We start from the raw sequence: 11,877 nt of genomic DNA, 5'->3' as shown, positions 1-11,877 counted from the left end.
TTTTACCGGACTTTCACTCTTATCGCTTCACTCTGAGACACTCTTCGTTTCGAATAGAGAAAGAAGGCCTTTACTTGGCTTTACCCTGATTGGCGACGGCCGCGATGGCGGCGTTCACTTCCTCGGGATCACCGATAAATTCTTTTTTCAGGACCTTAAAGTTTGCGTCCAACTCATACATCATCGGAATACCCGTCGGCATGTTGACGCCCATGATTTCTTCAGGAGTCATCCCTTCCAGGTGCTGCATCAAAGCCCGCAGACTGTTTCCGTGCGCCACGATCAAAACGTTCTTCCCAGACTTGATTGTTGGTGCAATCGTGTTGTTCCACAAAGGCAGAAAGCGTGCGACTGTGTCTTTCAATGACTCTTGGCTAGGCAAAATTTTGGGGTCGACGTCTTTGTAACGCGGATCGTGAGAAGGATGGCGAGGATCGTTCACATCCATTGCGGGAGGCGGAACATCATAACTTCGTCGCCAAATCTGCACTTGATCTTCGCCATGACGAGCCGCAGTTTCGGCCTTGTTCAGACCTTGCAGAGCTCCATAATGCCGCTCGTTCAAGCGCCAGTCTTTGTGGACTGGAAGCCACACTTGGTCTACTTCATCCAAAACGAAGTTCAAAGTTTTGATCGCTCTTTTCAACATGCTGGTATAGGCGACATCAAAGCTAAAGCCCTTATCTTTGAGAGCTTTCCCGCCTTTTAGAGCTTCGGCTCGACCTTTTTCTGAAAGATCAACGTCTTGCCATCCGGTAAATCGGTTTTCCTGGTTCCACACACTCTCACCGTGCCGAATTAGAACTAACTTATACACAGTTTAAACTCCTTCAATTTACATAGAAAAAGAGCTATCATGGCAAGGCCTTCTTTTACATCAAAAGCTTGCGATATTGCCGCGCATTAAGGCGTGTCAAACTCCCGACTTTTTGAAAAATTAGCAGGCGTCTAAAACGTGGAGAAAACACCGTGAACAATAACAGTGGCATCAATCGCGCCAACCTTGAATACATTGAACAGCTTTATGCAGATTTCAAATCCAATCCGGATTCGCTTGCCGTTGAATGGAGAAGTTTCTTTGAGGGAGTCGAGTTTGCTCAAGAAGGCAAATTCGGAATGTCAGACAAAGAGCTCGCGGTTTACCAACTGATTCAAGCTTATCGCGCTGACGGCCACACGGAAGCGAACTTGAATCCTCTTTACGCTCCGAAAGACAGCGAGCTGCTGTCTTTAAAGCGTTTCGGTTTGAGCGAAAAAGATTTATCGGCCAAATTCCAGGTAGGCTCCTTGATCGGCAAACAAGGCGCGACTCTTTCAGACATCATTGCCCAACTTAAAAAAATCTATTGTGGCACTTTGGCTTTGCAGGCTTCCGATGCTTCTCCAAAAGAAGTGCAATGGTTGCAGACAGAGTTTGAAACAGCCAGCGCGGGCAAACTTTCTTTGGATGACAAAAAAAACGCGCTGTCGTCTTTGACGAAAGCAGAGACTTTAGAAAAATTCGTCCACACTCGTTACGTGGGTAAAAAACGTTTCTCTGTCGAGGGCGCTGACTCCATTCTGCCGATGATGGACACGTTGGTGAACAAAGGCACGGGCCTGCAAGTTCAGGAAGTTTTCGTCGGCATGGCACACCGGGGACGCGTGAATATTCTGGTGAACTTCTTCGGTAAAGGTGAAGAGTACGTCTTCGGAGATTTCAACGGTCCGCTGGAATTGGCCGAGCCGGTTGAAGGCTTCGATGGCGACGTCAAATATCATTTGGGTTATGTCTCTGAAAAGAAAACCGCGAATGGCACTTGCAAAGTGACGATGGCTTACAACCCTTCTCACTTAGAAACTGTGAATGCGGTGGCTGTCGGTATGGCGCGCGCAGCACAGGACACTTTGGGTGACAGCACTCGTAAGAAAGTGGTTCCTGTTCTTATCCACGGTGACGCGGCCTTTGCCGGTCAAGGCATCGTGCAGGAAGTTTTGCAAATGGCCGGAGTCAAATCCCACACCGTCGGCGGAACTATTCATGTGATCCTGGACAACCAAGTGGGTTTCACCACCAATGGTTTTGACACCCGCTCCACTCGTTATTCTTCTGACGCTGCAAAAATGACATTCACGCCTGTTCTACACGTAAATGGTGACGATGTCGAAAGCGCCGTGCGCGCGATGGACATCGCTCTTCGTTACCGTCAAGAGTTCGGTAAAGACGTCGTAATCAACTTGATCTGTTACCGTAAGTACGGCCACAACGAAGGTGACGAGCCAGCATTCACCCAACCGCAAATGTACGAGATTATTAAAACTCACCCGACCGTGCGTGAGATCTACGGCAAAAAACTGGTTGCTGAAGGCAGCCTGGATCAGAAGTCCGTCGATGATCTTTACCAAAAAGCGATGGATCGTTTGCAAACCATCTTTGAAGAAACAAAGAAAACGCCGCCGAAACTTAAGAACTTCAAGTTCGAAGGTCCTTGGCAGGGTCTTCGTCGCGCGACAGATGCCGACTTTGAAAAACCGGCAAACACAAAATTTGACATCAACACTCTGAAAAAGATCGGTGAAAAGATCGGCTCTTTCCCCGAGGGCTTCACTCCTCATCCAAAATTGATCAAACTTTTGGAAACCCGTAAAAACATGGGTGCCGGTAAAGATCCTATCGATTGGGGAATGGGCGAGCTTCTGGCTTACGGAACCCTTCTGCATGAGGGCTCCAGTGTTCGTCTGACTGGCGAAGACTGCGTGCGCGGCACCTTCACTCATCGTCATGCGGGTATGTACGATTTCAAAACGGGCAAGGCTTACTTCCCTCTGGCCGATCTGAATCCAAAAGCAAACTTGCTGGTCGCTGAAAGTATTCTTTCTGAATACGGCGTACTGGGTTTTGAATATGGTTACTCGAATCAAGATCCTCGTTCACTGGTGATGTGGGAAGCCCAATTCGGTGACTTCGTTAACGGAGCCCAAATCGTCATTGACCAGTACATCGCGGCCGCCGAATCCAAATGGCAGCAGATGAGTGGTCTTGTGATGCTTCTGCCTCACGGCTACGAAGGGCAAGGTCCAGAGCACTCTTCCGCTCGTCTTGAGCGCTTTTTGCAATTGGCCGCGCAGAACAACATGCAAGTGTGCAACTTAACGACTCCGGCGCAGATTTATCATGCTCTTCGTCGCCAAATGCACCGCGATTTCCGCAAACCTCTCGTCGTGATGTCTCCGAAGTCTTTACTTCGCCATCCGCGTGCGGTTTCAACTTTGGAAGAATTGGCTAACGGCCAATTCCAAGAAGTGATTGCAGACACTGTTGATAAATCCAAAGTGGATACAGTGGTGTTTGTTTCCGGCAAACTTTACTACGAGTTGTTGGAAGAAAGAGAAAAAACGAAAAAGGATAACATCGCTTTGGTTCGTCTCGAGCAGATCTATCCTTTCCCGGCAAAACAAGTCACCGAAGTTTTGAAGTCTTATCCGAAGGCAAAAACTTTGATCTGGGCTCAAGAAGAACCTAAGAACATGGGCGCTTTCCAGAATGTGTACTTCAAGTTTGTCGATGTGGTTGGAAAAGCCGGCATGAAGCTGGGTTTTGAATACGCGGGTCGTCCAGAGAGATCTTCTCCAGCAACAGGCTCTACGTACCGTCACGCGATCGAACAGGCTGAGATCATTAAATCTATTTTTGGCGCTTAAGGCGCAGTTTAGGACTTTGTAAATGAAACAAGAGATTAAAGTTCCTACGGTTGGGGAATCCATCACAGAAGCAACCATCGGTAGCTGGACCAAAAAATCCGGCGACTTTGTAAAGCGCAACGAAGTTTTAATGCTGCTTGAAACAGACAAAGCCAGCGTTGAAGTTGTCGCAGAAAATGACGGTGTCTTGACTATTCTTCCCGGCAGTGAAGCTGGCGCCGTGGTGAAAATCGGGGCGACAGTCGCCACTTTGGATACAGACGCGAAACCTGCGGCCGGAGCCGCTGCAGAACCTGCAAAAGCAGAGACGGCTCCATCCCCAGCACCCGCAGCGCCTCAACAAGCCGCTGCGACTGGTAAAGATGCCTCTGCGCACCTGTCCCCTGCTGTGCAAAGAATTGTGACTGAGAAAAACCTCGATCCTTCGGCTATCCAAGGCACTGGCAAAGACGGTCGCTTGACGAAGGGTGATGTTCTTGAGGCGCAACCTCAAGCGAAGGCGGCTCCAGCAGCCGCTCCGGCTAAATCGGCAGCTCCGCAGGTATCTGCGGCTGACGTTATGACGGCTCGTGGTCCTTCCAAACAAGGTGATAAAAAACTTGTGGCGATGACGACCATTCGCAAACGTATCGCGGAAAAACTAAAAGAAGCACAAAACACCGCAGCTCTTTTAACGACTTTCAACGAAATCGACATGACGAAAGTGATGGAGCTTCGTGCGAAATACAAAGACAAATTCAAGGAAAAATACGGCTTGAATTTGGGCTTCAACGGTTTCTTTGTAAAAGCAGCGGTCGAGGCTTTGAAAGCTTACCCGGCGGTCAATGCCTGGATCACAGGAACAGACATCGAATACCACAACTACTACAACATCGGCATTGCCGTATCGACCGAGAAAGGTCTGATGGTTCCCAACGTGAAAGACGCTGACACTCTTTCATTGGCGGGAATTGAAATGGCGATCCGCGATTTGGCGACGAAAGGTCGTGACGGCAAGATCACTCCGAATGATTTGGGTGGCGGCACCTTCTCCATCACAAATGGGGGTGTATTCGGATCTCTTCTTTCAACACCGATCCTGAATTATCCTCAATCCGCAATCTTGGGCCTTCACAAAATCCAGGACCGCCCGATGGCGATCGATGGCAAAGTGGAAATTCGTCCGATGATGTATGTGGCATTGACGTACGACCATCGCATCATCGACGGCAAAGAGGCCGTCAGCTTCCTGGTGAAAATCAAGGAGCTTGTGGAAGATCCAGAACGTTTGCTTCTGGAAGTCTAAATTTAAGTTATAAGGCCCGCCTCAAAACGGGCCTTCATTTATTGAACGCCCGTTTTTTTTCATTATAAGGATGCTTCTATGAGCGAGACACAATTTGATCTGATCGTTATTGGTTCCGGACCCGGTGGTTACGTGGGCGCGATTCGTGCGGCGCAATTGGGACTTAAAACTGCAATTATCGAAAAGGATAAAACTTACGGCGGAACCTGCCTGAACGTCGGCTGTATTCCTTCCAAAGCTCTGCTTGAAAGTTCTGAACACTTCGTTGCGGCTCAACACGACTTCGCTGCGCACGGAATTAAAGTTTCCAAAGTGGACTTGGACCTACCAACAATGATGGCGCGCAAAGATAAAGTCGTTAAACAGAATACCGAAGGTATTGCTTTTCTTTTCAAGAAAAACAAAATCACGCCTTTTACCGGCTTCGGTAAAATTATCGCTCCGGGAAAAGTCGAAGTGAAGGGCGCTGATGGCAACACACAGGTTCTGACCGGAAAGAACATCATGATTGCGACGGGCTCTGCCCCCGTCGAACTTCCCTTCCTGAAATTTGATGAAAAACGTATTGTCTCTAACACCGGCGCCTTGGCACTGACTCAAGTACCAAAAACAATGATCGTCGTTGGCGGCGGTGTGATCGGCCTTGAATTGGGTTCTGTATGGCAACGCCTGGGTGCCAAAGTGACCGTGATCGAGTACGCCAATCGCCTGGGCGGCACGATGGATCAGGAATGCATGACCGTTTTAAAACGCGGTCTGGAAAAAGAAGGCATGAGCTTCCTGCTATCCACCAAAGTCACCGCCTCCAAAACTTTAAATGATGGCGTTGAAGTGACTTACGAGTCTTTGACCGACGGCAAAACAGCGTCCATGAAAGCAGATGTCGTGTTAGTCGCCACGGGCCGTAAGCCTTTCACAACCGGCGTCGGCTGCGAGGAGATGGGCATTCAAAAAGATCCTCAAGGACGTATCGTCGTTGATAAACACTTCCAAACGAACATCCCCGGCATCTTCGCTATTGGTGATGTGATCACAGGCCCTATGCTAGCGCATAAAGCCGAAGAGGAAGGCGTGGCCCTTGCGGAAATCCTGGCTGGTCATGCCGGCCATGTGAACTACAACACCGTTCCTGGCATCATTTACACTCATCCCGAAATCGCAGCCGTCGGTCTGACCGAAGAGCAATTGAAGGAAAAAGGCATCGAGTTCAATGTCGGAAAGTTTCCTTTTATGGCGAATGGCCGTGCTCGTGCGAAGGGCTTCACCGACGGCTTTGTTAAAATCATCGCTGACAAGAAAACAGACCGCATCCTGGGCGCCCACATGGTCGGCCCCAGCGTTTCCGAGCTGATTCATGAAGTGGTTGTCTGCATGGAGTTCGGTGGCAGCAGTGAAGACCTGGCACGTTCTTTCCACGCACATCCGACTTTAAGCGAAGCCGTTCGCGAAGCCGCGTTGGGTGTGGAAAAACGCGTAAGACAGATGTAATTTTAAAGACTTTAAAATTGAAAAAGCCTTCAGGAATCCTGAAGGCTTTTTTTTTATTGGCACAAAGACTGAAGAACATTCCACCCCGGCTGCACTGCGGGCTCCATCGGTGTTTCTTCCGCCGTGGGTTCAAACTGACTGACCAGATCATTTTCATATTTATAACAGTCCCGGCGCTTGAAATTTTTCTGCTGCGGAAGGCTTTCCAGAACCGAAACCATCAGATCCATATGCGCCTCATCCAGGGCCCCTTGAGGAGCACTATTGTCCCGAAGAGTTTTAATTTGTCCTAAGACCCGATGCACTGATCCGAAGCGTTCTTGATTGTTTTTGGCCTTCACCACCTCTTTTTGCAGAAGTTCAGCATAACTATCCACTTGTTGACGAAGACTGCGCTGACTTTGAATGGGCACTTCCTGCCGAATCGCTGCGGAAGCCTCCCCGACCAAGAGCCATGCAACTGCCGTTAATAAGATACTTTTCATGCTCGCCTCCAGCATTTTTATCTTATGACTTCCCTTTTTTAGCAATCTCGACTGTAGCAAAAAACCAAATACTGATACTTTTTTAATTAAGAACGTTTGAGGAACCACAATGAAATGTCTATTTACTATCAGTATTATTCTTTTTTCACTTGCATCAGCCGCCGCGAACAAAATGGATATGGCTTGCGTTACAGAGTACCCATCGACAAGCTTTGTGGTACGTGAGTCGGGCAACTCTGTGATTGTTGAGATTTTCAATCATAATGGCCCCCAATATCGTCCCGTGTTTGAGGGACTGGTCACTCCTCATGATGTGAGCATCATCGCCCAGCGCGCAAGCGTCGTTGGCAAACTACCAACGATTTTACGTTTTGAATGGCCCCGTGAAAAGTGTGAGTACGTGGGACCTTTGGTCAAATCTTGTATGGGAATTACAGACGGACAGGATATCAACGGCGCGAAAGTCAGCGGTTGGGCCTTCAGCTCGGCAGAAATCCGAGAGAAAAATTTTGCCGGTGATTTTATGTATCACAAGGTTGCGGTGCAATTCGACGTGGATAAAGTCAGCTATTCCATTCCCATGACCTATCATGGTGAAGACTGTCAACCGGATCGCTTTTTTCGCAAGCATCTTCTGAAATAGGCTTTTCCAAATAAAAAAGCACGGGGCTTCCGCGCTTTTTATTTTTCTGAGCGCTTATTTACAAATTAGATCCACGACATTCAGAGCCTTATCGACATAGGGCTCTTTTTGGCTTTTGTCGTAAGACTTCATCATGGAATTCACTTCTTTTTTGTACTCAGGACATTTCTTCGCCTGAAATTCCTTTTTATCCGGCAGATAAGACAAAGACTCCATGAATAAACTCATGTTGAGCTCTTTTTCTTCAGCCTGACGGGGATTTTTGGCGCGCAGGTCGCTTAAATCCTTGTAGCTTTTTAAAAAGGCAGCAAACCGTTTGTTCACGTCCTTTTCTTTTTTCAACTCTGTTTCCAAAGTGGCTACTTTCTTATTGAACTCCGAAAACACATCCACTTTCGCAGCTGCGACCGGATTTCCCGCTGTTAATAAAGCAACAGAAATTATAGCTCTAAGAAGTTTTGCTCTGTGCATGTTCCTGCTCCTAAACCTTTATCCAACAACCGTGCTTGGGCTTTTACTGCCGGGATGTAAATTGAGTCTTTATAGGCGAACAAGTATTGCGCCAACGTCAGTGGTTTACCACCTTTGGAAATCGCCTTCGCGCGAGCTTCACCGGCTTTCAACTTATTCTGTCCAGACTCAAACCAATAATTCATGTCAAAATCCGCTTTGGTGATCGGATATTTTTTGATCGTTGTCAGACGATATTTCAACCATTCACGGAAGAACATCGGCGGACGCCCAGGGCCCGAGTTGTAAGCCATCACGAAGAGCATCTCTTTAATAGTCTCTTTATCGAAGTGATCAATACCGGCCTCTTTCATCAGAGCTTCCGCCCCTTTGAAGTTGGGATCTTTGGAATCTGTTGAACGAGCAAAGGCATTATTCGAATTGCGCTTCGTCGCGTGATAGAAGATGCCATAGTACACCAAGCTGCGAAGTGGATTCGGCGGTGTTGAGATCGCATGACAGCGGTGGGCGTCCGCAGATTTAATATCTGCCGCCGTTTTGGGAACCGCACCAGGAATCTTCATCAGCCGCTTACAGGATTCCTTTTCACTGTTGGTGATGCGACCCTTAAAGCTTGGATAGTTTTGCGCTACATCGACCAAAGCTTGATCGGTAAACTGACCAATGCCCCCGTCATTCACAAGACCGAATGCATTGACATGCAGACCACTTTCATTGGAAAGTTTCGGCGCAATAAACTTAGCCGGAACATCCAGACAGTCCGCCACATCAATCAAAGAGTTATAAACTAGGTTGACGTAATCTTCCGTCACACAGGCTTTATGGCCATAACGTGTGGGAGTGCCTTCAGCATCTTTATCACACTTTGAAAACAACTGTGGATCTGGGCGGTAGTCTTTCACGTCCTTCACTTCACGTTGCTCAGTGGGGCCCTTGGTCCGATTGTACGCGATATCGGCTTCCCTTTTTTCTTCCGGTGTCAGCGCACGATCTTTCCAGAAACGTCTCATAATATAAAGCGCACATTTACGCGGAAGAATATCCGCGGTTTTGGAATAATCACGAGGAGCCGCAAAAAGACCTTGCGTGTCCGCTTTTTTAAAGGATTCAAATTTCTCTTGCAGATAATTTCGATCCTTGCCGCAATCTTCAGGCTTTTCAAAGCTCAAGATATTGGGCGTGGAACCAAATTGACAATTACATGTCATATCGTCTTTTTGCTGTGCCGTCGTCATGGTCGAAACTGATTGATTCGCCAAATTGATTTTTTGAATGACGGTTTCTTCCGTAGAAGATGCGAAGTCACTGCTATCGGGGCGATAATACAAACCGTACCAGCCGAAAACAGCGAAGCAAGTAAAACAACAAAATGTGTAAAGCCAGAACGATGTCCTCGATTGCTTCACTCTACTCTCCTTTTGATAGTGCATCAGCTTCTTATCTGTTTATTCAAAGCAAAACTAAAGGCCCGAAGGTCCAGTTACTTCTTTTATTTAGTGAACTTTTTTTCGGGTTTTCAGAAAGCACGGATCGTTTTGAGACGGAAAACTTCCGCGTCCGTCATCCCACATAAGAAAGCACTAAAAAGTGCATTTTCCCGGTGTCATGGTTCTTCTTTTGACTGGTCCAGCGAATATCCGAAGATAAATCCGGCTTTGCTTCGGAATCTCGAAGAGCAATGCAATAGACAACGCTGCGCATTGGAAAATTCCACAGGGTGCGCGATGCAGTAAAAAAGTATTCATTGATCCTTGCCTGCTCGCAATATACCCCTGCTTTTTTGTAACACTCGTAAGGACGGTATCATGTTTCGCTTACTTATATTGACGGTTTCATTCCTTTCCAGTTTGTCCGCGTCTGCGGCAGTTTGGCCGACAATGAATGAATGGTCGCCTGCCTATGAAGATCGCTACGCCGAATGGGTTCGCACTGAATGGCGCACGGACTTTTTTGCGCGTCGAACTTTGCCCAATGGGCAAAGCAACCCCTACTACGGTTTAAAGGTGGATTGTGCGGATACGGTCTATTCTATGCGCATTATTTTTGCCTATGAAAACCGCCTTCCTTTCGTCGCTCAAGATCCCACCGCGGCAGGAAAAACAATTTCCAACAAGATGAGTCGTTGGGACTCGCAAAGTGAGATCAACCGCGTTCGCAACTTCCTGTGGTACATCTATGAAACCATGAGCACTCGTTCTTTACCGAACGATACTTATCCCGTTGCGATCAATCGCAATGTGATTCGCTCTGGAGCCTTGATCTTAACCACGAAAAAGAATCACCACTCATGGACCGTCAAAGAAATCCTGCCCATCGGTGTTCCCCATTTGGTTTACAACTCTGTCGTGGGTGCAACCACCGGCCTGACTCTGCAAGAACGTCAGTCTTGGCCAAATCCTGAGTGGGTTTTCGAAGGTGAATATGCCGCTTCTGGACACGCCGGTTTCCGGGCCTGGAGACCCGCTTCTGCATTGAATATTCCCGTATGGCAAGTGCCCGGCTACAGCGAGGAACAATATCGCCTGCCTTTGAATAAATGGGTGCGATACGTGCAGAACCGCCTGGCTCTGCGCCAGGAAACGGACGACCAAATGGTGGCTCGTATGTTGAAAACAATTTGCGTTGGGTTTGCAGACCGCGTGAACTATGCGCGCGAAGGCATCGACTATATTAATAAAAATCCTCGTTGCATGAATTACGCAACTTATGACAACTACTCCACGCCAAACCGCGACCAACGGATCTTTGACGATATGATGTCGCTTCGTCGCGCTTATCGCGAGATTCTGCAAATCAACGGCGGAAATCAATTGAGTGCTTCTTCCACGCAACAGTTAAACAAAATTTTTCCGTACATTCAGCAATCGGCGGCCTACGAGGCATCTTACATGCCCGCCCAGGGAATCACCGGGTCTTCTGTTTGCGTCACTGAATACTACCCAGGTCGCAAAATGGATGTGGCCGAGTTCAAACGTCGCATGTTCGCGGGTCTGATCTCAAACAACCCTCATGACGACATGGAATATCGCTGGGGCGAAGCCCGTGGACCTTCGCAGCGTGCAAGATCATGTCAATCGTGGGATTCTTGGAGTCCGGATCTTTCAAACAACTAGATAGGACTTATGAAACCGATCACTCTTAAAGTTTGGATTATTTGGGCGCTGGTGCTTTTCGCACTCGGCGTCCTGGCTGATTTTTATTTTCTGCATATTCTTTTTCATGAAAAACAGAACGGCAACGAACCTGCGGTGGAAGCGGTGTTGCCACCTACTTCCGAAGTGTCAGCGGCCAAATCCGGCGTGGACTCTTCCTTTCTGGATCGCGACGCCGATGAACGCACTTCTCAAGAGCCAGCCCCGCGAAACAATTTTTTGGCGGCATTAAAATCCTGCGCTCCTGAAGTGGCGGCGCAAGCGATTGCGACACCGGAAGCCTTAATGGAATACCTGCAAAAAAGTGTGGGTGTAGCGCACGAAGACATCTCGGTAGAGAACTATCACCTGACGTTAAAGGACGGCACTCTTCGCCGCATCCATGTGATTGCGTCGGACAACACGAACTCGCCTGAAAAAAAAGAGATTCGCTATTTTAAACTGGATGCTGAGGGCTACCCCGAACGCCTTCCGTTAAAGGGTGATGAAACCGTCGAGTCTTTGCTTGCCCAAGGCACAGTCACTAAGCACGAGGTCAAATCAAAGCTTGAACTGAAGGATGGCTCCACCGTGAATTTAGAGATGCACGACCAACGTGCCTATGAGTTTCAGTATAACAATCATGGCAAAGTTCTTTCCTGCCGCTTCAGCACCTGTCAGTGCCCCTAGTTC

General features: G+C 48.1%; 10 protein-coding genes. 6 read left to right on the top strand and 4 right to left on the bottom strand.

All coding sequences use genetic code 11. The features are described 5' to 3' along the window. Window positions 1–70: 70 nt before the first annotated feature. Window positions 71–817, bottom strand: coding sequence for a 2,3-diphosphoglycerate-dependent phosphoglycerate mutase (gene gpmA, locus OM95_RS09235; protein ID WP_041872921.1), 747 nt, complete (start codon window positions 815–817; stop codon window positions 71–73). 152 nt (window positions 818–969) lie between these two features. Here gpmA and OM95_RS09230 point away from each other — a divergent pair, with 152 nt between their 5' ends. The 3 genes from OM95_RS09230 to lpdA all read left to right on the top strand — a co-directional run bounded on the left by OM95_RS09230 (window position 970) and on the right by lpdA (window position 6,454). Continuing rightward, window positions 970–3,681: a 2-oxoglutarate dehydrogenase E1 component gene (locus OM95_RS09230; protein ID WP_041872918.1), complete on the top strand. Its 2,712-nt coding sequence runs from the start codon at window positions 970–972 to the stop codon at window positions 3,679–3,681. A gap of 22 nt (window positions 3,682–3,703) precedes the next feature. Beyond that, window positions 3,704–4,966, top strand: coding sequence for a 2-oxoglutarate dehydrogenase complex dihydrolipoyllysine-residue succinyltransferase (odhB, locus tag OM95_RS09225; RefSeq protein WP_041872916.1), 1,263 nt, complete (start codon window positions 3,704–3,706; stop codon window positions 4,964–4,966). Window positions 4,967–5,044: 78 nt separating this feature from the next. Then, the gene (lpdA, locus tag OM95_RS09220) at window positions 5,045–6,454 is read left to right on the top strand and encodes a dihydrolipoyl dehydrogenase (protein ID WP_041872913.1); all 1,410 of its coding nucleotides are present in this window, start codon (window positions 5,045–5,047) and stop codon (window positions 6,452–6,454) included. A gap of 53 nt (window positions 6,455–6,507) precedes the next feature. Here lpdA and OM95_RS09215 read toward each other — a convergent pair whose 3' ends face one another. Then, entirely contained in the window at window positions 6,508–6,939 is a 432-nt protein-coding gene (locus tag OM95_RS09215) for a hypothetical protein (RefSeq protein ID WP_291515976.1), read from the bottom strand. Between the two features lie 109 nt (window positions 6,940–7,048). Between OM95_RS09215 and OM95_RS09210 the strand changes: the two genes are divergently transcribed. Continuing rightward, window positions 7,049–7,582: a hypothetical protein gene (locus tag OM95_RS09210; protein WP_041872911.1), complete on the top strand. Its 534-nt coding sequence runs from the start codon at window positions 7,049–7,051 to the stop codon at window positions 7,580–7,582. Window positions 7,583–7,636: 54 nt separating this feature from the next. Here OM95_RS09210 and OM95_RS09205 read toward each other — a convergent pair whose 3' ends face one another. Together OM95_RS09205 and OM95_RS09200 are read right to left on the bottom strand one after the other, a co-directional pair. Beyond that, window positions 7,637–8,053, bottom strand: a complete 417-nt coding sequence (locus tag OM95_RS09205; RefSeq protein WP_041872909.1) for a hypothetical protein — start codon at window positions 8,051–8,053, stop codon at window positions 7,637–7,639. Further along, window positions 8,023–9,459 (bottom strand): hypothetical protein, encoded by a 1,437-nt coding sequence (locus OM95_RS09200; RefSeq protein WP_291515974.1) that lies wholly within the window; start codon window positions 9,457–9,459, stop codon window positions 8,023–8,025. Before OM95_RS09200 ends, OM95_RS09205 begins: the two co-directional genes overlap by 31 nt. Window positions 9,460–9,858: 399 nt before the next feature. Here OM95_RS09200 and OM95_RS09195 point away from each other — a divergent pair, with 399 nt between their 5' ends. Together OM95_RS09195 and OM95_RS09190 are read left to right on the top strand one after the other, a co-directional pair. Continuing rightward, complete coding sequence (locus tag OM95_RS09195; protein ID WP_041872904.1) at window positions 9,859–11,166, top strand: hypothetical protein; 1,308 nt, start codon at window positions 9,859–9,861, stop codon at window positions 11,164–11,166. Between the two features lie 9 nt (window positions 11,167–11,175). After that, window positions 11,176–11,874, top strand: a complete 699-nt coding sequence (locus OM95_RS09190; RefSeq protein ID WP_041872902.1) for a hypothetical protein — start codon at window positions 11,176–11,178, stop codon at window positions 11,872–11,874. The last annotated feature ends 3 nt before the right edge of the window (window positions 11,875–11,877 follow it).

It is taken from the genome of Bdellovibrio sp. ArHS (assembly GCF_000786105.1).
GTDB lineage: Bacteria > Bdellovibrionota > Bdellovibrionia > Bdellovibrionales > Bdellovibrionaceae > Bdellovibrio.
Note: the sequence above shows the minus strand (reverse complement) of the source record. Positions and strands in the feature narration are given on the sequence as shown.

Excerpts from the sequence above, each read along its gene's own strand:
- odhB (WP_041872916.1), top strand. The coding sequence starts at position 3,704 with ATGAAACAAGAGATTAAAGTTCCTACGGTTGGGGAATCCATCACAGAA.
- lpdA (WP_041872913.1), top strand. The coding sequence starts at position 5,045 with ATGAGCGAGACACAATTTGATCTGATCGTTATTGGTTCCGGACCCGGT.
- OM95_RS09215 (WP_291515976.1), bottom strand. The coding sequence starts at position 6,939 with ATGAAAAGTATCTTATTAACGGCAGTTGCATGGCTCTTGGTCGGGGAG.
- OM95_RS09210 (WP_041872911.1), top strand. The coding sequence starts at position 7,049 with ATGAAATGTCTATTTACTATCAGTATTATTCTTTTTTCACTTGCATCA.
- OM95_RS09205 (WP_041872909.1), bottom strand. The coding sequence starts at position 8,053 with ATGCACAGAGCAAAACTTCTTAGAGCTATAATTTCTGTTGCTTTATTA.
- OM95_RS09195 (WP_041872904.1), top strand. The coding sequence starts at position 9,859 with ATGTTTCGCTTACTTATATTGACGGTTTCATTCCTTTCCAGTTTGTCC.
- OM95_RS09190 (WP_041872902.1), top strand. The coding sequence starts at position 11,176 with ATGAAACCGATCACTCTTAAAGTTTGGATTATTTGGGCGCTGGTGCTT.